This is a genomic window from Flavobacterium sangjuense, assembly GCF_004797125.1.
GTDB lineage: Bacteria > Bacteroidota > Bacteroidia > Flavobacteriales > Flavobacteriaceae > Flavobacterium > Flavobacterium sangjuense.
The window spans coordinates 444,384-467,129 of record NZ_CP038810.1 but is presented as its reverse complement, the minus strand read 5'-3'; the positions used below and the strand labels follow the sequence as shown (position 1 = coordinate 467,129).

Sequence of the window (22,746 nt, the reverse complement as noted above, 5' to 3'; positions counted from 1 at the left end):
CGCTACGCTCTTGTCAAAACCACATTCAGCATTGTATCATCTTTGAGAATGATATGGTAGTATTGGCTTTCTCCAAATAACTGTCGGGCAAATTCAGCAGAGATATATTTTTTGACCAACGTTTTATTGCTGTCCAATTTCATGTCCAAACCAGCGTCTTTGAGATAGCTTTCCAGTTTTGGAACATAGCTGTAATCATTTTGCATTTTGGTTAAAAATTGTTCGAATTTCAATCCTTTAAATGCGTTTCGGTTTTTGTCCAATTGCTCAAAAACAAAATGTCCCACAACTCCTGAATTTAAAATATAAGCCAAATTTTCTTCTCCTTTTTTTACTTCAAGAGGCACGAAAATATCGGGAACAATTCCGCCACCGCCATAAACGATTCGACCTTTTTTGGTTTTAAATTTCAGAGAATCCGCGATTTTCATTTTATCTTTTTCATAAAGTTCACCGCTTGCAAAACGAGTTTCGGCATCGTGGCTGTATTTTTCGCCTTCGCCTTTTGTATAAGGTTTTTGAATAGATCGTCCACTTGGTGTGTAATATCTTGAAGTCGTCAAACGAACAGCCGAACCGTCTTCAAAACCCATTTCGCGTTGCACCAATCCTTTTCCGAATGAACGGCGACCTACGATGGTTCCTCTATCATTATCCTGAATTGCACCAGCCAGAATTTCGCTTGCCGAAGCGGAGTTTTCATCAATTAGCACAAAGACTTTTCCGGTTTCAAAAATACCTTCTTCAGTAGCATACGTTTTATCGACCGTTCCTTTTCTGTTTTTGGTAAAAACGACAAGCTCTTTATCTTTTAATAACTCGTCGGCAACTTCAACGGCTTTTTCCAAATAACCGCCGCCATTGTCGCGTAGGTCAATGACTAAAGTGGTCATTCCTTGTTTTTTCAATTGCTCTAATCCGGTTCTGAATTCGTCATGAGTATTCTCAGCAAAACGATTTATTTTAATATAGCCCGAAGTTTTATTGAGCATCAAATAGGTGTCGACACTTTTTATCGGAACGACTTCGCGTTCAACTATAAGCTTTAGTTTTTTGTTGGTGCTTTTTCTGAAAATTGTCAGTAAAACTTTTGAACCTTCTTCACCTTTTAGTTTGTTGTACAAGCTGTCGGTTGGTAATTTTCGTCCAAAAAGTTTGCTTTTATCTGCGTATAGAATTCGGTCTCCGGAAAGGATTCCCGCTTTTGCAGCCGGACCATTTTCTAAAGGTCTAACCACAGTAACCGTATCATTAAACATATAAAAATTAACACCAATGCCAACAAAATCACCTTTCATGATTTCGGCTTCCGACGATTGTTCGCTTGGCGGAAGATAAACCGAATGCGGATCAAGATTTGCCAAAATGCTGTTTACCGTCATCTCGACAATGGAATCCGAATTGACATCATCAACATATTCTTCATTGATAAAGTCCATCAGACGTTCAAGCTTGACTTTTCGGGCATTTTGTTTTGAAAGTGTTCGTTGCGGAAAATTTAGCATACCACCAATGACAATGCCCAAGGCAACACAGGCAAATAATAGTATTGGTAAATATTTCTCCTTTGATTTCATTATCCTAAATCTTCAATTTGATTGACAACAACACCTGCTTTTTCCAAAAATTCTAAACCGGTTGTATCACGGTAACCATATTGAAATACTACACGTTTTATTCCCGATTGATGAATAAGTTTGCTGCATTCTTTGCAGGGTGAAAGCGTAATGTATAAGGTAGCATTTTCACAAGTTTGTGTTGAACGCGCTACTTTAGAAATAGCATTGGCTTCGGCATGAAGCACAAACCACTTAGTCAACCCTTCTTCGTCTTCACAGCAATTTTCAAAACCTGTTGGTGTTCCGTTGTAACCATCAGAAATAATCATTCGGTCGCGCACAATTATAGCACCAACCTGCTTGCGTTTGCAATAGGAAAGTTTACTCCATTCGGAAGCAATTCTTAAGTAAGCAATATCGTATTTGAGTTGTTTTTTTTCTTTCATTACAAAAAGTAAAATGGTTTTTCATTTAGCCTCTCGTCGTGCCGACGAGACAGGAAAATGGATAGCAAATATACCCAAACCTTTCGCTTATAAACAATTATTTAACCCAAATTTCACTTCTGATAATCATTGGGATTACGACACCGGCTACAAAGGCCGAAACGATTAAAATCCAGTCGCGTTTTGAGAGTTTGAGTAAAGTTTGAACCACATAAGCGAGTAGCAAAGCCACAAGAATCACGATGATTTGTGACACGCCAAAGCCAAGTGACGATTCAAAAAGCGGTAATAATTTATCGGTTGGTTTACCGGAAATATGGCTGTTGAAATAATTGGCAAATCCTAAGCCGTGAATGAGACCAAATAATGAGGTGACAATGGCAATAAACGTAATGCTGTCTTTTTTGCCGAATTTTCCCGAAGAAAGTATGTTGTATAAAGCAGCTATAAGAATAATTATCGGAATTATAAAAGAGACAATATTGACTTTAATCGTTATTACATTAAAAACGGAAAGCATGAGTGCCAAAGTGTGTCCGGCAGTAAATAGTGAGACAAGAATCAGAATTCTTTTCCATGATTTGAATTCGTAAGGAACCGTGAGGACTAAAAGAAATAAAACATCAATGTAGGCATGAATATTCCACATATGTTTTAATCCCATAGAGAAGTAAATCCAGAAATCAGACATAGCATTTAGGTTGTTTGGTATGGTAAACTTACAATTTATTTTGTTTTGCTATAAAAAATAAACCCTAAAATCGATGAAAAACATTTTTGATTTGCATTTCCTAAAAAGGTTAAATTGAATTATATTTGCATCTTAAAACCAATAAAATTATGTCATTTTCAGATTTATTTGATAGCGAATTTAAAAGTAGAAATAAAGCTCATTTTTCAGCCATTGTGCGTGTAGCCATTGCCGATGGAGATTTGAGCAAAGAAGAAAAAGCATTCTTGGATAAACTGGCTGTTCGCTTAGAAATTTCGGCAGCTGAATATGAAGAGATTTTAGAAAACCCTTCGAAATACCCAATCAATCCGCCTTATTTACATTCACAACGTTTAGAGCGTTTGTATGATTTGTCAAGAATGGTTTATGTTGACCACGTTCTTGGGCCAAAACAAAAAGAAGTTTTAACCAAGTTTGCCTTGGCATTAGGATTTACTCCGGGTAACGTTCCTTTTATTGTTGACAAAGCGATGTCATTGTTGTTACTGCATGTAGATTTAGATACGTTTGTTTACGAAATGACGCATATGAATAAATAGGAGAAAGACCGCTGCGCTGCAAGAAATAAGATCGCTGCGCTGCAAGATTTCACATAATATAAAAAGGCAGAAGTTTAATTACTCCTGCCTTTTTTCTTTGCTCTTGCCTCTTTCTTCTTTTCTCTAACTATGTTTTGCCATAAATTCTTCGGCTTTTTTTACCATATTAAAACTTCCGCAGAAGAATGGAACACGTTGGTGTAACTCTGTTGGTTGGATTTCCATAATTCTTCCAAAACCGTCAGAAGCTTTTCCGCCTGCTTGTTCTGCAATAAATGCCATTGGATTGCATTCGTATAATAAACGCAATTTCCCTTTTGGTGCTTTGGAACTTGTTGGATAAATATATATTCCGCCTTTAATCATATTTCTGTGAATGTCGGAAACCAAACTTCCAATATAACGCGAAGTATAAGGTCTGTCATCTTCTTCCAATTGGCAATATTTGATATAATCTTTTACGCCTTGCGGAAAATGCACATAGTTTCCTTCGTTGATAGAATAAATGTTTCCGTCTTTTGAAAACTGCATATTCGGGTGAGACAAATAAAAAGTTCCAATGGCCGGATTCAACGTAAAACCATTAACGCCATGTCCCGTTGTGTAAACTAACATGGTTGAAGTGCCATAAATTACATAACCGGCAGCAACTTGTTGCGTGCCAGGTTGTAAAAAATCTTCTGTCTTTACCGGTGTACCAATTGGAGTAACGCGTCTATACACTGAAAAAATAGTTCCTACAGAAACGTTTACATCAATATTTGACGAACCATCAAGAGGATCCATTAAAACAACATATTTATTGCTGTGACTGTTGTCCGAACCTTCAACGGTTATGAAATCATCGTTTTCTTCGGAAGCAATTCCGCAAACAATCTCACGATTGATTAAAGTTTGGATAAAAACCTCATTGGCATAAACATCCAGTTTTTGTTGGTCTTCTCCCTGAACATTTTGTTCTCCGGCCGCGCCAACAATATCAACCAAACCGGCTTTGTTTACTTTGTAGCTTACTACTTTGGCAGCTAATCGAATGGAATTGATAATTCGCGATAATTCTCCCGAAGAATATTTGAATTCTTCTTGTTTTTCGATGATAAATTCACCTAAGGTTTTGTTGCGTTCTTCCATATTGGAACCGTTGAGGTTGTTTATGCAAATATCGATAAATTTGGCAAAGAAAAAATCTATTTCGAGAAGAAATTAATAATTGTATTTTTGTCCAAAATTTGAGCCAAATGAACATCCGAAAAGGAGAAAAAAAAGATATGAAAGCGGTTCTTGATTTGATTCAGGAATTGGCCACTTTCGAAAAAGAACCAGATGCTGTTGTGGTAACTGTTGCCGATTTGGAGCGCGATGGTTTTGGTGACTATCCTTTGTTTCATACTTTCGTTGCCGAGGTTAATGGACGTATTGTTGGAATTGCACTTTATTATTACCGTTACTCGACCTGGAAAGGGAAAACGATTCATCTCGAAGATTTGATCGTAAAAGAAGATATGCGTGGAGCCGGTGTAGGATTTGAATTGTATTCCAAAATCATAGAGCAGGGAAAAATTGACAAGGTTAGACGCATTGAATGGGCAGTTTTGGATTGGAATACACCAGCGATAGATTTCTATATCAAATCAGGAGCAAAAATATTGGAAGATTGGCGCGTAGCGCAAATGGACGAAAACGGAATAAATGAATTTTTAAGTAAGTTATAATGAGAATTTTTAAATTTGGTGGTGCATCGGTAAAAGATGCTGATGGAATAAAAAATGTATTTAGTGTATTGGAAAAAGTAGGTCACGAAGACACACTTTTGGTAATTTCCGCAATGGGAAAAACCACGAACGCATTAGAATTGGTAATCAAGCATTATTTTGAAAAATCAGGTGAACTGAATTCTTCTTTGCAGGATGTCCGAAAGTACCACAACCAAATTTTATTAGATTTATTCGATGACGAAGAGCACGATGTTTTTTATGCAGTGAACAGTCATTTTGCCGATTTGGAATATTTTATCCGAAGCAATAAATCACCGAATTATAATTTTGTGTATGACCAGGTCGTGAGTTTTGGAGAAATTGTTTCGACCACGATTGTAAGCCATTATTTCAATCATGCGGGTTTAAAAAACAACTGGATTGACGTTAGAAATTTCATCAAAACCGATGCTACGTATCGTGATGCAGAAGTGAATTGGGAAAAAACACAGCAACTCATTTCGAAAGGAGTAAAGAAAAAAGCACTCAATATTACCCAAGGATTTTTAGGTTCTGATGAAAATAATTTCACGACAACACTTGGCCGTGAAGGTTCTGATTATACGGCAGCTATTTTTGCTTATTGCTTAAATGCCGAAAGTGTAACCATTTGGAAAGACGTTCCGGGAGTAATGAATGCCGATCCGAGGGTTTTTGAAAATGCAATTTTGTTAAACCAAATTTCGTATCGTGAAGCGATTGAGTTGGCGTTTTATGGCGCAACCGTTATTCACCCGAAAACATTACAACCGCTACAGAAAAAAGAAATCCCATTGCATGTAAAATCATTTATCAATCCATTATTACCGGGAACAAGTGTTTCCAAAGGGAAAGATTTAGAGCCACAAGCACCATGTTATATCGTTAAAAGAGACCAATTGTTGATTTCGTTATCGTCTATCGATTTCTCTTTTATTATGGAAGAAAACATCAGCGAAATTTTCGCCTTATTTCACCAATACAAAATGAAAGTGAGTTTGATTCAGAACTCTGCGATTAGTTTTTCAGTAAGTGTGGAAGATAAATTTGGTAACTTCAACGAACTGAAAGCTATTTTGTCCAAAAAATTCAAAGTATCTTATAACGAAAACGTATCCTTATATACCATTCGTCACTTTAACAAAGAAGCAGCAGAAATGGTCGAAAAAGGGAAAACCGTTTTGCTAAAACAAATCTCAAGAGAGACAATGCAGATTGTGACGAAGGAGTAAATTTTATACTCAAAACAGCTTTTTTACGTTTATACTATGTATGTTAAAAAAACTTTTTTTATTGTTGGTCATCATAGGCTTTTCCAAGCTTTCGGCTCAGGAAATCAAGACCTTATACAACAGTAAAAAAGTAGCCGTTTCAAACGATACCATCGAAATTGAAAAAGTAAGCATCAGTCCAAGTTTCTTCAAATTACAAACTTCAGAAGGAAAAGAAATTGATACCAGTTTTTATAAAATCGATTTCAAAAAAGGAAAGCTGGTTTTTAAAAACGGTTACACTTTTCAAGATAGTTTGACAGTTCGCTACTTCAAATATCCCGAGCAATTAACCAAAACCTACAGCATTTACGATCAGGACAGAGTTGTTGCTAACGATGGTGGTTTGTACAAAGTCAACCGTTCGGTTAAAAAGTTTGTGCCGTTTGACGGACTAAACACTTCCGGAAGCATCACGCGCGGTGTTACGATTGGGAACAACCAAAATGCATCCGTAACTTCCAATCTCGATTTACAGATTACAGGAAAAATTTCGGATAAAGTTTCACTTCGCGCATCTATTCAGGATAGCAACATTCCACTTCAGGATAATGGGTATTCACAGAAATTGGATGAATTTGACCAAATCTTCATTGAATTATTTACCGATAAATGGAACATTCGTGCCGGCGATTTATTTCTCGAAAACAGGCAATCGCGTTTTCTGAATTTTAACAAAAAAGTGCAAGGACTTTCTACGCGTTTCACCTTTGGCGGCGAAGAAAATAAGACTGAAATTTTTGCTTCGGCAGCATTGGTTCGTGGGCAATATGCCAAAAGCGCATTCACTGGTCAGGAAGGAAATCAAGGCCCTTATAAATTGCGGGGCAACAATGGTGAATTGTATGTATTGGTGATTTCGGGTTCGGAACGGGTTTATGTCAACGGAATTTTAAAAAAACGTGGCGAAAACAATGATTATATTATCGATTATAACGCTGGGGAAATCACGTTTACCTCATTGTTTCCAATAACTTCCGAGATGCGGATTGTTATAGAATATCAATATTCGGATAGAAATTATACGCGCTTTGTGACGTATGGCGGCGTTAATCACGAGGCAAAGAAATGGAGCCTGGGCGGTTATTTGTATTCTGAAAGTGATGTAAAAAATCAACCGTTGCAGCAAAATTTAAGCACGGAGCAAGTGGCAATTTTGAGTAACGCCGGAGATAACATTAATCTGATGAATGCACCGTCAGCTTATTTGGATTCGTATTCAGAAAATAAAATTCTGTACAAAAAAATAACGGTTACCGGCGGTGAAGCTTTTGAATATTCAAACAATCCGGCAGATGAATTATACAATGTAAGGTTTACGTTGGTTGGCAATAATCTTGGGAATTATATTTTGACAAATTCATCAGCGATTGGCAAAATTTACCAATATGTTGAACCAATTGCAGGCATTCCGCAGGGAAATTATGAACCGATAACGCGATTGGTGGCACCAACCAAAATTCAGATTGCGACCGTTTTAGGAAAATATAATCCGAGTGAAAAAACAACGGTTGATTTTGAAGTTGGTTTGAGCAATAACGATTTGAATTTGTATTCGGCGCTTGATGATAACAATAATAAAGGTGTTGCCGGAAAACTGAATTTCAAGCAACGGTTGTTTTCCAAAAAATGGCAGATTGATGCTTTTGGGAATTACCAATATGTACAGGAAAATTTCAAAACTATAGAGCGTTTGTTTAATATTGAGTTCAACCGCGATTGGAATTTAACCACGTTGGAAGGCAATCAGAGTTTGTTGATTAACGGCTTGGATTTTACTTTGCCCGAAAAAGGAAAGTTAACCTATCAGTTTGAAAAGCTGGATTTCTCCAAAAGCTTTTCGGGAAATCGACATATCATTAATGGATTTTTCAAACTCAACAACTGGAATATTCTTCAAAACAGCAGTTACCTGAATAGCGATGGAACCTATTCCAATTCAACCTTTATTCGAAACCAATCTCAGGTTCGCTATAATTTTAAAAAGAATTGGATTGGCAGTAGTTTGCGGTTTGAAAACAACAAAGAGAAAATAGTAGCAACCCAACAATTGTCATCCTTGAGTCAGCGCTTTACGGAATACGGTGCTTTTGTTGGTCGTGGTGACAGTACCAAAGTTTTTGTAGAATTGGGTTATTTGCAACGTGTGAATGATAGTTTGCAAAATGGCTTTCTGCAAAGAGTAAATACTTCACAATCGTATTATTTGAAATCAAAATTATTGCAAACCAAGAAAAGCGATTTGTCTTTGTTTGTCAATTACAGAAACCTGAAATATGTTGATACTGCGAGAAAAAATGAGCCTTCACTGAATTCCAGAATGTTGTATAACGACAAATATTTTAACCAATTGATGCTTGTTACAACGGCGTATGAAACCACTTCAGGAACGATTGCGCAACAGGAATTCACTTATTTAGAAGTCGAACCAGGACAAGGTGTTTACACCTGGATTGACTACAACGGCAACAGCATTCAGGAATTGGAAGAGTTTGAAATTGCGGCTTTTCCGGATCAGGCGAAATATGTTCGTGTGTTTTTGCCAAATCAGATTTTTGTCAAAACCCATCAGAATAAATTTTCGCAAGCGGTGACTTTAAATATGAGTCAGTGGCAAAATAAAACAGGCTTCCTAAAGGGATTATCAAATTTTTATAACCAAACCTCTTTCTTAATTGAAAGAAAAATTCAAAGAAATGGAGATAATTTCGATTTAAATCCGTTTTCAACTTCAGACCAAGATTTATTGGGATTGAACACCAGTTTTAGGAATAGTTTGTTTTACAATCGCGGAAAACAAAAACATTCTGTAACCTATACATTTATAACTAATCGAATAAAAAATCTACTTTCTGTCGGTTCACAGGAAAATGAAAGCACCACACATCAATTGCAATATGCCCATTTAGTTCAAAAAACATGGTTGTTTACTTTCGGAACTGAAACGTCTGAATCGGCTTTAACTTCTGAGAATTACAGCAGTAAAAATTATAAAGTCGATGGTTATCAAATCAATCCTAAGATTTCTTATTTGTTTAATAAAAATGCGAGCTGGGATATTTTTTATGAATACCAAAGCAAAGAAAATCAGATAGGCAATTCCGAAAAATTATTGCAAAACCGTTTCGGAACTTCGTTTTCATATGCCAGTGAAAAGAAGGTTACGATGAATGGAGAATTTTCTTTGTACCAAAACAAATTTGAAGGCGATGCGCAATCCGCTGTGGCATTTCAAATGCTGGAAGGATTGCAGCCTGGGAAAAATATGACGTGGCGATTGTTGCTTCAAAAAAACCTAACACAGTTTTTAGATGTCAATATTAACTATCAAGGCAGAAAAACAGAAACCAGCCAAACTATTCACACAGGAAATATACAATTAAGAGCGTATTTTTAACACTTTTGAATGTGATAGCATTTATTTTTTTCTTAATTTTATCCATATAATCCAATAAACAAAATGTCATGAAAAAATTATTTTTATTGTGTTTCCTTTTGATTTTTATAGCCAATACGAATGCTCAGGAAACAAGTGTAAAGAAAGCTAAAGCTAAAACAGAAAAGGCAGTTAAAGAGACAACAAAAGCAAAAAAAGAAGCGGCTGAAGCTAAAGAAAAAGCGCCTAAACTAAAAAAAGACGGTACGCCGGACAAGCGTTTTAAAGATGCAGCAAAAGATGCACCTAAACTTAAAAAAGACGGGACAATAGACAAACGTTATAAAGGAGCCAAAGACAACAGTGCTTCAGTAAGCGGTCAAAAAAATTCTGCAGAAGGAAAAGCAAAAGCAGCTACTAATAAAGCAGAAGCAAAAGTTAAGAAAGAAGTTAAAGAAAGAGCGTCTAACGAAAAAGCACCAAAGACTCCGGATAAAGTAACCGGAATGTATAAAGGTAAAAAAGTGTACACTGGGCCAAGAGGAGGAAGATATTACATCAACTCTAATGGTAATAAAACCTATATTTCGGATGATAAATAAGAAATAATGTAAACACTTTTCGAAGAGCGGTTTTTCTACTGGAAAACCGCTCTTTTTTTGAACCAAAAAATTGCATTTTCAGAATGTCTGAAATGTTAAAATTTTACTATCAGAAAATTCGTAATTGTCTTTGTTTTAGGGCTTTTTGAAAAATTTATATTTTTTAATTAACTGTAAATCAATAAAATATAAAAAACGCATTATAAACAGCTAAATGTTAAAAATGTTAAAAACTAGAGCGTATTGTGAATAAGTTTGACTTTCTTTTTACGTTTCATTTGATAATCTTTGTAACAGACAGATTTCAATAAAAATTACCTCAAAATAATAAAAAGACAAATTCAAAATGGCTAGCATAGAACCAATTTTACAAGAAAACAAAAACCGTTTCGTGATTTTCCCAATAAAACATCACGATATATGGGATTGGTATAAAAAAATGGAAGCCAGTTTCTGGACTGCAGAAGAAATCGATTTGCACCAGGATTTGTCCGATTGGAACAACAAATTAAATGCTGATGAAAAATATTTCGTTAAACATATTTTGGCTTTTTTCGCGGCTTCAGACGGAATCGTAAATGAAAATTTAGCAGAGAATTTTGTTAACGAAGTACAATATCCGGAAGCTAAGTTTTTCTACGGTTTCCAAATCATGATGGAAAACATCCACAGCGAAACCTATTCGCTTTTGATTGACACCTATGTAAAAGATGAAGCCGAAAAAGCACAACTTTTCAATGCATTGGAAGTGTTTCCGGCAATTAGAAAGAAAGCAGATTGGGCTTTAAAATGGATTGGTTCTGATTCGTTTGCCGAAAGATTAATCGCTTTTGCAGCTGTGGAAGGAATCTTTTTCTCAGGTGCATTTTGCTCAATTTACTGGTTGAAAAAACGTGGTTTAATGCCGGGCTTAACTTTCTCAAATGAATTAATTTCACGTGACGAAGGTGTTCACTGCGATTTTGCGGTGCATTTGCACAACCACCATTTGGTTCACAAAGTTTCTAAAACCAGAATTACAGAAATCATTACCGATGCGTTAGACATCGAGCGTGAGTTTATTACCGAGTCGCTTCCTGTGAGTTTGATTGGGATGAACGCTACGTTAATGACACAATATTTAGAATTCGTTGCCGATAGATTATTGGTAGAATTGGGTTGCAAAAGAGTGTATAACTCAACCAATCCGTTCGATTTTATGGACATGATTTCGTTGCAGGGAAAAACCAATTTCTTCGAAAAACGAGTTGCCGAATACCAAAAAGCAGGTGTAATGAACACCGATTCAGAATCAGGAAAAATTAGTTTCGACGCTGATTTTTAGCGAAGGAGCCAGAAGGCGCGTTGGACTAAAGTAACGATAATAAGAGTATCTAGCCCAGATTGCAGTGGAAATCCTTTTTACGTCAGTTCGAGTTTTGCGGAGCAAAGTATCGAGAACAAGTAAAAAGATTGAAACGGAAAGCTGGAAACAGCTCCTAAAAAAGAAACTGAACTTTTTCATAAATCAGTACAAAACAAAACCTTAACAAATAACCCCGAAAGCAGTGAAGGGATTCCTGTTTTCACAAAACTGACAAGCTTATGTATGTAGTAAAGAGAGACGGTCACAAAGAGCCGGTAATGTTCGACAAAATCACGGACAGAATTAAAAAATTATGTTACGGATTGAACGATTTGGTCGACGCTGTAAAAGTGACCATGAGAGTAATCGAAGGATTGTATGACGGAGTTACAACATCAGAACTTGACAACCTAGCAGCAGAAACTGCCGCTTCCATGACTATTGCACATCCGGATTATGCACAATTAGCAGCGCGTATTGCGATTTCTAACTTGCATAAAAACACCAATAAATCCTTCTCGGAAACCATGAAAGAAATGTACTTTTATGTAAATCCAAGAACAAACCAAAAAGCACCATTACTTTCTGATGAGGTGCACGAAGCTATTCAGGCAAATGCTGAATTTCTAAATTCTCACATTATTTATAACCGTGATTTCAACTACGATTACTTTGGTTTCAAAACTTTAGAGCGTTCGTATTTGTTGAAAATCAACGGAAAAATCGTAGAGCGTCCACAACATATGTTGATGCGTGTGGCTGTTGGAATTCACTTAAACGATATGGAATCCGTAATTGAAACCTACGATTTAATGTCGAAAAAATTCTTTACGCATGCCACGCCAACGTTGTTCAACGCCGGAACGCCAAAACCACAAATGTCTTCTTGCTTCTTGTTGACCATGAAAGACGACAGCATCGACGGAATTTACGATACGCTAAAACAAACCGCAAAAATATCGCAATCGGCAGGTGGAATTGGATTGTCAATCCACAATGTTCGTGCAACGGGTTCTTATATTCGTGGGACTAACGGAACTTCAAACGGAATTGTTCCGATGTTGAGAGTGTTCAATGACACGGCACGTTATGTAGATCAAGGCGGAGGAAAACGTAAAGGAAGTTTTGCTATTTATTTAGAGACTTGGCATGCTGATATTTTCGAATTTTTGGATTTGAAAAAGAATACCGGAAAAGAAGAAATGCGTGCAAGAGATTTATTCTTCGCGATGTGGACATCCGATTTATTCATGAAACGCGTACAGGAAGATACGCATTGGACCTTAATGTGTCCGAATGAGTGTCCGGGATTATGTGATGTTTACGGAGAAGAATTTGAAGCATTATACACTTCTTATGAAGCACAAAACAAAGGAAGAAAAACAGTTAAGGCTCGTGAACTTTGGGAAAAAATCCTCGAATCACAAATCGAAACCGGAACACCATACATGTTGTACAAAGATGCAGCAAACCGTAAATCGAATCAAAAGAATTTGGGAACTATCCGTTCGTCAAACCTTTGTACCGAAATCATGGAATACACTGCTGCAGATGAAATTGCAGTTTGTAATTTGGCTTCGATTTCGTTACCAATGTTTGTTGAAAACGGAGAATTCAACCACCAATTGTTATTCAACGTAACAAAACGTGTAACCAGAAACTTAAACAGGGTAATCGACAGAAATTACTATCCGGTTCCGGAAGCGGAAAACTCAAACATGCGTCACCGTCCGGTTGGATTGGGTGTACAAGGATTGGCTGATGCTTTCATTTTGTTGAGAATGCCTTTCACCAGCGATGAAGCGAAGAAATTAAATCAGGAAATTTTTGAAACCTTATACTTCGCAGCAGTTACTGCATCGATGGAAGAAGCTAAAGTAGAAGGACCGTATTCTACTTTCAAAGGTTCGCCAATTTCACAAGGAGAATTCCAACACAATCTTTGGAATATCAAAGACGAGGAACTTTCAGGTCGTTGGGATTGGGCAGCATTGAGAAAAGACGTGATGAAACATGGTGTGAGAAACTCATTATTGGTAGCGCCAATGCCAACCGCTTCGACATCACAAATTTTAGGAAACAACGAAGCATTCGAACCATACACTTCAAACATTTACACACGTCGTGTATTGTCTGGAGAATTCATCGTAGTGAACAAACATTTACTGGAAGATTTAGTAAAACGCGGACTTTGGACCGAAGATTTGAAACAACAATTGATGCGTAACAACGGTTCGGTTCAGGATTTGGATATTCCACAAGACTTGAAAGATTTGTACAAAACCGTTTGGGAAATGTCTATGAAAGACATTATCGATATGTCGCGTCACAGAGGTTATTTCATTGATCAATCGCAATCGCTAAACTTGTTCATGCAGGATGCGAATTACGCGAAACTTACATCGATGCATTTCTACGCATGGCAAAGTGGCTTGAAAACCGGAATGTACTATTTGAGAACCAAAGCAGCGGTTGATGCTATCAAGTTCACTTTGAACAACGATAAAAAAGCAGAACCAACAGCACAAGTTGCAGAACCGGTAGCAGTTGAAGTAGTAGCTCCGAATGAAACAGGAGAAATGACCGCCGAAGATTTCAAAGCAATGATAGAACAGGCAAGAAACGCTGGTCCGGATGATTGCGAAATGTGTGGGTCTTAAAAAGAGAATAGAATAAAGAACAAAGAATAAAGAAAAACAGCTGTCATTGATGGCTGTTTTTTATTAAATTTAGGATCTATTTCCTGTCTCGTCTGCATGACGAGAGGGCTAAAAAAATAAAACCATGTCAAAAGAAAAAAAAGGAGTTTATACAGGAATCATCGAAAAGGACAAAGACGGCAATTATTTTTGCGGCGAATACCTTTTGGATTATAAATATACCGAAGCCAGTTTTAAAATTGGTGACGAAATCAACATCAAAACGGTGATTGCCAATCCGAGTGATAAAAGCTATAACCAATACCCAAAAAAATCAAGAAACTTCTTTTTGGCAAACCAAAAGGAATAGCCATTATGGAAGAAAACAACAAAAAACAATTCATCGTAACTGATGATATTTTAGCCTCACACAGAGAGCGTTTTCTAAATTTATTAATGGACTACGTTGGGCAGATATTCCTGTACATTATTGCTTTTGTAATTGCCGGAACGATTGCGCAAGCGAATGGGAATAAAGATTTCATGGCTAATTTTGTAAAAAATGATATTGCCCAATATACTTTTGCTACCTGTGTTACGCTTTTTTATTACAATGTTTTTGAGATTTTTACCGCAAGAACAATTGGCAAATTTATAACGCAGACGATAGTGGTGGATGAAAATGGAGAAAAACCAAATCACGAAAGGATTTTAGTGCGTTCGCTATGCCGATTGATTCCGTTTGAAATGCTTTCTTTTTTGGGAATGCCGGCTCGTGGTTGGCACGACAGCATTTCAAAAACCTATGTGGTCAATAAGGATTTATTAGCCGAAAGAAAGAAACAGTTTTATGCTTTAAAATAATTATGATTACGATTCAAAGAACCACTTCCGACAATGCAGATTTTGGCAATTTAGTCGACCAATTGGATTCGTATCTGGCAGTTCTCGATGGCGAAGATTATGCTTTTTACGCGCAGTTTAATAAGACTAGTTTGCTCAAAAATGCAGTCATTTGCTATGAAAATGATAAAGCTGTTGGCATTGGAGCGTATAAAGAATTTGAACCAAAAGTCGCCGAAATCAAACGCATGTACACTTTACCGGAATGTCGTGGAAAAGGAATCGCGAAAGCCATTTTAACCGAATTGGAAGCTTGGGCAAAAGAAGAAAACTATACTGCAGCAATCCTCGAAACCGGATTTATGCAGGTGGATGCGATCGGATTGTATCAAAAATTAGGGTATCAAATCACTGAAAACTTTGGGCAATATGTTGGTGTAGCGAATAGCGTTTGTATGAGGAAAGATTTAAAATAACTGTATATTCGTGTAATAAAAATTAAGTAAAACAAATTTAAACGTTGTAGTATGAGACTTATTTTACCTTTTTTTATGACCATAATTTTTGTGTTGTATGTGCTGTATCTAGCTTTTATTAAAAAAGATTTAAAAAAGAATATGCAAACGGTGGTCTACCCAGGAGTTTTCTTTATATCTGTTTGGGTGATTTGTTACTTTATATTTTTATATTAATCCCCAAAAATCAATATCAAAACTATGACCTGGGAACAACTTTTATCTTTAAAACGCCAAGGCGATACCAGCAAAAGACTGAGAATTGAGCAAGATGACACGCGTCTCGGCTTTGAAGTCGATTATGACCGTATTATTTTCTCGTCAGCTTTTCGAAGTTTACAGGATAAAACCCAGGTAATTCCGCTTTCTAAAACCGATTTTGTACACACGCGATTGACGCATAGTTTGGAAGTTTCCGTTGTTGGGCGTTCCATCGGAAGATTGGTGGGGAAAAAAATCCTTGAGAAATATCCGCATCTGCAGGAAATCCATGGTTATCATATGAACGATTTTGGAGCGATCGTAGCAGCGGCTTCGTTAGCACACGATATTGGAAATCCACCATTCGGGCATTCAGGTGAAAAAGCAATTGGGGAATATTTTTCTATCGGGAAAGGACAACAATATAAAAACCAACTAACCGATAAACAATGGCAGGATTTAATCGATTTTGAAGGTAATGCCAATGGTTTTTCGGTACTTTCAAGTTCGCGCCCCGGAATTGAAGGAAGCCTGCGTTTGACCTATGCGGTTTTGGGAGCGTTTATGAAATATCCAAAAGAAAGTCTGCCGAAAAAACCAACAAAGAACATCTCAGACAAAAAATATGGTTTCTTCCAATCGGACAAGGATTTCTTTAAAGAAGTTGCTACCGAATTGGGAATGATTCCGAATAAAACCGGAAACGACATTGGCTTTGAGCGTCATCCTTTGGCTTTTTTAGTCGAAGCAGCGGATGATATTTGCTATACGATTATCGACTTTGAAGACGGAATAAATCTCGGTTTGGTTTCCGAAGATTTTGCGTTGGAATATTTAATCAAATTGGTAAAAGACACGATTGATACTTCCAAATACCAAACCTTAACAACCAAAGAAGACCGAATTAGTTATCTACGTGCCTTGGCTATTGGTAACCTAATCAATGATGCAGTAAGAGTTTTTATTGAAAACGAAGAAGCAATTCTAAAAGGACAATTCCATTTTGCGTTGACCGATAAAAGTAAGTACAAAGCGCAGATGGATGACATCATCAAGTTGAGCGTTAAGAACATTTATCAAAGTCGGGAAGTCATCGAAAAAGAACTTTCGGGTTACCAAATCATCAATAATTTATTAGACAAATTCATCACAGCTTACAACAATAATCACGAAGGGAAAGCTACGAATTACGATAAGTTATTATTAAAAATCCTGCCTGAAAAACATCATTTGGAAAAGGAAACCTTGTATGACAGATTGCTTCATATCTGTCACTTTATCTCAATGTTGACTGATGGGAAAGCGGTGCTGTATAATAAAATTGTAACGGCTTAATCTTCATCTTGCTCTTCTTCCTCAAGCAAACCTGAGAAAAGCGAACGCAATCCATCCACATCGATATTGCAAAATTGCTGTAGTTCATCAACGGTTCCATGCTCAATAAAATAATCGGGAACACCGCAAAGGAAGATTTCGTTTACGTAATCATTTTTAGCCGAAAATTCTAAAACCGCACTTCCAAAACCACCGGTAGTTACGCCATCTTCAACCGTAATAATGGTCGAAAATTTATCACAGATTTTGTGGAGTTTCTTTTCGTCTAAAGGTTTTACGAAGCCAAAATGATAGTGCGCAAAATGGCCATCATCTTCAATGCCGTTTAACGCCTGGGTTACATTATCGGCTATAGTTCCCGTAGAAAGAATGGCTACATTTTTACCTTTTTTGAGTTTTTTGGATTTCCCGATATCGATTTTCTGGAAATCTGAAGGAAATTTCCAATCCGCATTTTTTCCTCTACCACGCGGGTAACGAATCGCAATTGGATTTTTCAATCCTAAGGAAGCTGTGTATAAAATATTCTGTAATTCCGTTTCATCTTTTGGTGCATAAATAATCATATTCGGAATACAGCGTAAATACGCCAAATCAAAAACACCGTGATGTGTTGCACCATCTTCTCCAACTAATCCGGCTCTGTCCAAACAGAAAATTACCGGTAAGTTTTGTAATGCTACATCGTGTATCACTTGGTCAAACGCACGCTGCAAAAACGTCGAATAAATGTTACAGAAAACAACCATTCCCTGCGTTGCCATTCCAGCAGAAAGTGTTACTGCATGTTGCTCGGCAATACCAACGTCAATAGCTCTTTTCGGGAAAGCGTCCATCATAAATTTCATCGAACTTCCGCTAGGCATCGCTGGTGTAATACCAATAATCTTTGGATTATTTTTAGCCAATTCGACCAAAGTCAAACCAAAAACATCCTGAAATTTCGGAGGTAAATTCTCTTCTGATTTTTTATGAATTTCACCAGTCGCCGCGTCAAATTTTCCCGGCGCGTGGTATTTCACCTGATCAGCTTCTGCTTGTTGCAACCCTTTACCTTTAGTGGTAACTATGTGGAGAAACTTTGGGCCTTTTACTTTTTTCAAACGCTCTAATTCCGCAATCAAACCATTAACATCATGACCGTCAATTGGTCCTGAATAATCAATATTCAACGACTTAATTATATTGTTTTGTTTTGGATTTTTTCCGTCTTTTACAGCCGTCAGATAGTTTTTCAACGCACCAACACTTGGGTCAATTCCGATAGCGTTATCATTTAAAATGATTAACAAATTAGCATCGGTAACACCGGCATGATTCAAACCTTCAAACGCCATTCCGCTCGCAATAGATGCATCACCAACGACCGCAATATGATGTTTATTTTCGCCTTTGAGCTGTGACGCAATCGCCATTCCCAATGCAGCCGAAATAGCGGTAGAAGAATGTCCAACTCCGAAAGTATCATAAACACTTTCGCTGCGTTTCGGAAATCCCGAAATTCCTCCAAGCTGTCTGTTGGTGTCAAACTTTTTTCTGCGCTCGGTTAAGATTTTATGTCCGTATGCCTGATGACCAACATCCCAAACGAGCAAATCATTTGGCGTGTCAAAAACATAATGCAATGCAATCGTCAATTCGACAACACCAAGCGATGCGCCAAGATGGCCTTCTTTTACAGAAACGATATCAATGATAAAGTCACGCAATTCTTTTGCCAGTTGTGGCAATTGCGAGACGTCTAATTTTCGTAAATCAGTTGGATTGACAATATGTTCGAGCAATTTTTTTGACATGCGACAAATGTACGAATTGAAATTGTATTTTTGTTTTATGGAAAACCCTTTCACCGACGAATACTTTATGAAGAAAGCTTTGCAGGAAGCTGAACTCGCTTTTGAAAAAGGTGAAATTCCCGTTGGTGCCGTGATAGTAATCGATAATAAAATCATAGCGAGAACCCATAATCTTACCGAAATGCTCAATGATGTTACGGCTCATGCCGAAATGCAGGCCATTACTTCGGCTGCGAATTTCATCGGTGGGAAATACCTAAAAGGATGCACACTTTATGTGACTTTGGAACCTTGCCAAATGTGCGCCGGCGCGTTGTATTGGAGTCAGATTTCAAAAATTGTTTTTGGTGCTTCCGATGACCAACGCGGTTACCAGAATTTAGGCACGACTATTCATCCAAAAACTCAGGTAATTCAAGGTGTTTTAGCAAAGGAATGTTCGGATTTAATGCTTCGGTTTTTTGCTGCCAAAAGAAAATAAATTTATACTAATAGTAGTTTTTTTACGTTATATACTAAACGAATAACCATATGGAAAAAATTAAATCTTCGATAATTATTGGTGTTGCTATAATTATCACCGCTTGGATTTTAGGAAAATCATTTCAGGACAGAAACAAAAATTTAGATTCAATCAGTGTAATTGGATTGGGGACAAAAGATTTTGTTTCGGATGAAATTCTTTGGTCGGGAAGTTTTACGACGACTAGTTTTGATATCAAAACTGCGTATAACAAGATTGTTTCTGACCAGAAAATAGTTTCAGAATTCTTTTTGAGTAAAGGTTTTAAGGAAGGAGAATTTAGTTTTGGAGCAGTAAATTTTCAGAAAAAATTTAGAGAAGTGCGAAGTGAAGGAGCTGATAGTCAAACGCGTTACGAGCAAGTTTTTGATGGTTATGTAGCGACACAGACGATTTCATTTTCGGCAAAAAAGAATCTCGATTTAATGAAACGAATAGAAGAAGTGTCGAGCAAAACGTCTGAATTAGTAAATTCGGGAATTGAATTATCATCAAACAGTATTCAGTACACCTTTTCAGATTTGCCAAGTTTAAAGCAAAGCCTGATTGAAAAAGCTACTAAAGACGCTAATGAACGAGCGGCTAAAATTGTAAAAACGGCAGATGGTGATTTAGGAAAATTAAAAAGAGCCAGTATGGGCGTTTTCCAAATTACAGGACAAGGTTCTACAGAAGATGACAGCTATGGTGGAATTAACGATACGTATAGTAAGAATAAGACGGCTAGAATTACAGTAAGGCTCGAATATGAATTAGACTAAATTGTATAAAATAGTAAGCACAAAAAAACTGTCTGCGTCATCACTAACAGGACAGTTTTTTTTCGAATTTCTTTCAGAAAATTATTCCTTAATAAATTTTGAACTTACTATTCCTTTATCGCTTATAATCTTAATAAAGTAGCTTCCTGTTTTTAAATTTGAAATATCAAATGTTTCCGTTGGGTTGGTGATTACTTGAACTAATTGGCCAAGGGTGTTATAAATATTTACTGAAGTTATTACAACTTTTTGTTTGGTTGTAAGAGTTAAATAGTTTTTGGCTGGAATTGGAGCAAGAGTATAAACACTGCTAAATTCAAAATCAGGAGTTGACAATGGATTGTAAATATTTATGGTATTTGTATTTGTTGTAATTGGGGCATTATAATCAAAATAAATGTTTGCTGAATTAATGATTAGATCTCCACTCACGACTGCTGGTAGTGATTTGATTTTGAATGCAATATAACCGTCATTGTTAGCATCATCAAAAGGCAGATTAATATTTTGGAAGATAAATTCAACCTTGTTTGTTGATGAAATTTTAGTTTCGAAACGATGGCTGCCACTCAAAGGAATTAAAGTACCGATGTCTAGTTTTGAGGTGTCGATTATATCTTTGACGACAATATTCTCAGCATTAGCCGTTCCTGAATTTTCAAAACGGATAATGTAATGTAAATACTTTCCAACTTCATAATAAGGGAGCCAGGCACCTTCTATACAAGTCTTGTCATTCGGGTCTAAAGAATTCACTACCGTTTGATCTAGGAATGAGGTATTATCATTAGGAGTTTCATCGGTAGCTCCGGTAATGGTAGCAGTATACCCGATTCCATTTCCTGCATTTACAGGTGGGGTGTCAGTAGGTGAATTAAGATTGAAAATCACTAAGATTTCCCTTCTCTCAAATGGGAGTAAATTACTGAAATTCCAGTTTAGAGTATTAGTCGACTGACTGTCAAAATTTGGACTCGAAATGACTAAATCTTCAATAGGGTCATAGTAATCAAGCGATACAACACCGCTCTGAGTTGTTGTCCCTTTATTTTTATAAATGATTTTATATTTCGCATCAGCACCAGGTCTAGCAGGACCGATTGGAAATAATGTAATCTCTAAATCATTGTGTGTACCATTCGCACTAACGCAGAAGTTTTGGGTAAATGGACTTGCCGATGTTGGAAAAGTTACGTTTGCCGATATTGGTGAAACTGTAAAATAAGTTGGGTTTTCCAAAACAGGCGTAAAGGTCTGCGTGCCAGCTTGAACATCATAATGATAAGCTCCTGAAGTATCTGGTATTAAAGCAGAAAATATACTTCCGCTTGTGAAAGATAATCTTAAATTAGGATAATTAATATCATCCGCATCACAACCATTGTTATTACTGTCAAAACGGTTATTTCCCTGAATAGTATAAAAAGTTCCGCCTGGAACAAAGCTACAGTATGCATTTACATGACAGTTGGTATAGCCATAAAGTGCTATTCGATTTGTAATGCTAGTAATTTGACCATTATCAGCACAAATATATTCCAGATTAGGACAATTAGAAAACTGAAAAGTTGTTTCATTTCTCCCATTTTTGATATTGATTGAAGTTAGTGACGAAATATTTTCACACCGTAAGGAACCTAATTGAGGAAATTCATAAAAATCTAAAGCAGTTAAGTAAGTGTTATCACAGGCAAAATTATTGAAGATAGCCTTATTGATGATATCAAAAGAAACTAAAGGATTATTCGTAATATGTAGTGTTTTTAAATTTGGAAGATTGGTGGATGTAAAATTAGTAAAATTGTTATTGTTCAACGATAGTATAATTAAACTAGGACTATTGATATTGATTGATGATAACTGGTTATTGTATAAGTAAACATCATTTAAATTTGGGACATTTATAATAGATACTGATGTGAGAGAACAATTATAAGCATTTACTGTTTGTAAGTTAAGCATACTATTTATTGTTAGACTGGTTAAAGAGGTATTGTCAGTACAACTAAAAAAAGTAAGACTCGGTAAACCTGTTAAGTTCAATGAAACAATTGAATTTGAACCACAACTTAAACTTTGTAGACTATACATGTTGCTGATTTCAAGTGTTATTAACTGATTCTGTATACAATTTAAAGTTTGAAGATTAATAAAAGATGATATGCCGGTTAAATCTGAAATATTTGAATTAAACAAGTTTAAATTTGAAATCGCTTCAGCTTCGAGCGTTTGAATATTTCCGTCATTATTGGAGTCTACACCAAGATCAATCAACTTCGCCTTAAAATTCGCATCCGGTATAGTCACAATTTGCGCATTACCAACTACTACCGTAAACACTAAAATCAAAAGAGAGTATAGTTTCTTCATAAGAAAAGTTTGAGAGTCAAATATATATATATAATAAAGAGGTAAAATAAAATCTACTTCAAATTTTTATAAAGATTCAGAGTTTAGTCAAAACCCCTAGCCCGGATTGGAGCGAAAATCCTTTTTGTTTTTGGACAAAAAGATTGCAGTGGAAAGCCG

At 36.5% G+C, this 22,746-nt stretch carries 19 protein-coding genes; 13 read left to right on the top strand and 6 right to left on the bottom strand.

All coding sequences use genetic code 11. The annotated features are described in order from the left end of the window. Nucleotides 1-2: 2 nt before the first annotated feature. From GS03_RS02020 to GS03_RS02010, 3 genes are all read right to left on the bottom strand, one after another. Nucleotides 3-1,577, bottom strand: coding sequence for a S41 family peptidase (locus GS03_RS02020; RefSeq protein WP_136150907.1), 1,575 nt, complete (start codon nt 1,575-1,577; stop codon nt 3-5). Next, nucleotides 1,577-2,005 carry a deoxycytidylate deaminase gene (locus GS03_RS02015; RefSeq protein ID WP_136150906.1) on the bottom strand — a complete coding sequence of 143 codons (429 nt, stop codon included), beginning with the start codon at nt 2,003-2,005 and terminating at the stop codon, nt 1,577-1,579. The genes GS03_RS02020 and GS03_RS02015 overlap by 1 nt, the downstream gene beginning before the upstream one ends. Nucleotides 2,006-2,102: 97 nt before the next feature. Further along, nucleotides 2,103-2,696: a HupE/UreJ family protein gene (locus GS03_RS02010; protein ID WP_136150905.1), complete on the bottom strand. Its 594-nt coding sequence runs from the start codon at nt 2,694-2,696 to the stop codon at nt 2,103-2,105. Between the two features lie 149 nt (nt 2,697-2,845). Between GS03_RS02010 and GS03_RS02005 the strand changes: the two genes are divergently transcribed. Then, on the top strand, nt 2,846-3,277 hold the full coding sequence (locus GS03_RS02005) for a tellurite resistance TerB family protein (RefSeq protein WP_136150904.1): 432 nt from the start codon (nt 2,846-2,848) through the stop codon (nt 3,275-3,277). Between the two features lie 123 nt (nt 3,278-3,400). Here the strand turns inward: GS03_RS02005 and fbp are convergent, their stop codons facing one another. Then, complete coding sequence (fbp, locus tag GS03_RS02000) at nt 3,401-4,408, bottom strand: class 1 fructose-bisphosphatase (RefSeq protein ID WP_136150903.1); 1,008 nt, start codon at nt 4,406-4,408, stop codon at nt 3,401-3,403. Nucleotides 4,409-4,515: 107 nt separating this feature from the next. On the opposite strand from fbp, the gene GS03_RS01995 reads away from it, so the two are divergent. From GS03_RS01995 to GS03_RS01950, 10 genes are all read left to right on the top strand, one after another. Beyond that, nucleotides 4,516-4,989, top strand: coding sequence for a GNAT family N-acetyltransferase (locus GS03_RS01995; RefSeq protein ID WP_136150902.1), 474 nt, complete (start codon nt 4,516-4,518; stop codon nt 4,987-4,989). Then, the gene (locus tag GS03_RS01990) at nt 4,989-6,242 is read left to right on the top strand and encodes an aspartate kinase (protein WP_136150901.1); all 1,254 of its coding nucleotides are present in this window, start codon (nt 4,989-4,991) and stop codon (nt 6,240-6,242) included. The genes GS03_RS01995 and GS03_RS01990 overlap by 1 nt, the downstream gene beginning before the upstream one ends. Before the next feature lie 40 nt (nt 6,243-6,282). Then, a complete protein-coding gene (locus GS03_RS01985) occupies nt 6,283-9,678 on the top strand; it encodes a hypothetical protein (protein ID WP_136150900.1) in 3,396 nt (1,131 codons plus the stop codon). 68 nt (nt 9,679-9,746) lie between these two features. Beyond that, nucleotides 9,747-10,259: a hypothetical protein gene (locus tag GS03_RS01980; RefSeq protein ID WP_136150899.1), complete on the top strand. Its 513-nt coding sequence runs from the start codon at nt 9,747-9,749 to the stop codon at nt 10,257-10,259. Nucleotides 10,260-10,605: 346 nt separating this feature from the next. Then, complete coding sequence (locus GS03_RS01975) at nt 10,606-11,583, top strand: ribonucleotide-diphosphate reductase subunit beta (protein ID WP_136150898.1); 978 nt, start codon at nt 10,606-10,608, stop codon at nt 11,581-11,583. 260 nt (nt 11,584-11,843) lie between these two features. Then, the gene (locus GS03_RS01970) at nt 11,844-14,264 is read left to right on the top strand and encodes a ribonucleoside-diphosphate reductase subunit alpha (RefSeq protein WP_136150897.1); all 2,421 of its coding nucleotides are present in this window, start codon (nt 11,844-11,846) and stop codon (nt 14,262-14,264) included. Between the two features lie 124 nt (nt 14,265-14,388). Continuing rightward, nucleotides 14,389-14,613, top strand: a complete 225-nt coding sequence (locus GS03_RS01965; protein ID WP_136150896.1) for a hypothetical protein — start codon at nt 14,389-14,391, stop codon at nt 14,611-14,613. A 5-nt stretch (nt 14,614-14,618) separates the two neighbouring features. Beyond that, nucleotides 14,619-15,107, top strand: coding sequence for an RDD family protein (locus GS03_RS01960; protein ID WP_136150895.1), 489 nt, complete (start codon nt 14,619-14,621; stop codon nt 15,105-15,107). Nucleotides 15,108-15,109: 2 nt separating this feature from the next. Continuing rightward, nucleotides 15,110-15,562: a GNAT family N-acetyltransferase gene (locus GS03_RS01955; protein WP_136150894.1), complete on the top strand. Its 453-nt coding sequence runs from the start codon at nt 15,110-15,112 to the stop codon at nt 15,560-15,562. A 240-nt stretch (nt 15,563-15,802) separates the two neighbouring features. Then, complete coding sequence (locus GS03_RS01950; protein WP_136150893.1) at nt 15,803-17,137, top strand: deoxyguanosinetriphosphate triphosphohydrolase; 1,335 nt, start codon at nt 15,803-15,805, stop codon at nt 17,135-17,137. Here the strand turns inward: GS03_RS01950 and GS03_RS01945 are convergent. Further along, nucleotides 17,134-18,933: a 1-deoxy-D-xylulose-5-phosphate synthase gene (locus GS03_RS01945; RefSeq protein WP_136150892.1), complete on the bottom strand. Its 1,800-nt coding sequence runs from the start codon at nt 18,931-18,933 to the stop codon at nt 17,134-17,136. The two genes, GS03_RS01950 and GS03_RS01945, sit on opposite strands and share 4 nt — an antisense overlap. 37 nt (nt 18,934-18,970) lie before the next feature. On the opposite strand from GS03_RS01945, the gene GS03_RS01940 reads away from it, so the two are divergent. Then, nucleotides 18,971-19,414 (top strand): nucleoside deaminase, encoded by a 444-nt coding sequence (locus tag GS03_RS01940; protein ID WP_136150891.1) that lies wholly within the window; start codon nt 18,971-18,973, stop codon nt 19,412-19,414. Nucleotides 19,415-19,464: 50 nt separating this feature from the next. After that, nucleotides 19,465-20,217, top strand: coding sequence for an SIMPL domain-containing protein (locus GS03_RS01935; protein WP_136150890.1), 753 nt, complete (start codon nt 19,465-19,467; stop codon nt 20,215-20,217). A gap of 81 nt (nt 20,218-20,298) precedes the next feature. Here GS03_RS01935 and GS03_RS01930 read toward each other — a convergent pair whose 3' ends face one another. Further along, on the bottom strand, nt 20,299-22,587 hold the full coding sequence (locus GS03_RS01930; protein WP_136150889.1) for a DUF7619 domain-containing protein: 2,289 nt from the start codon (nt 22,585-22,587) through the stop codon (nt 20,299-20,301). Between the last annotated feature and the right edge of the window lie 159 nt (nt 22,588-22,746).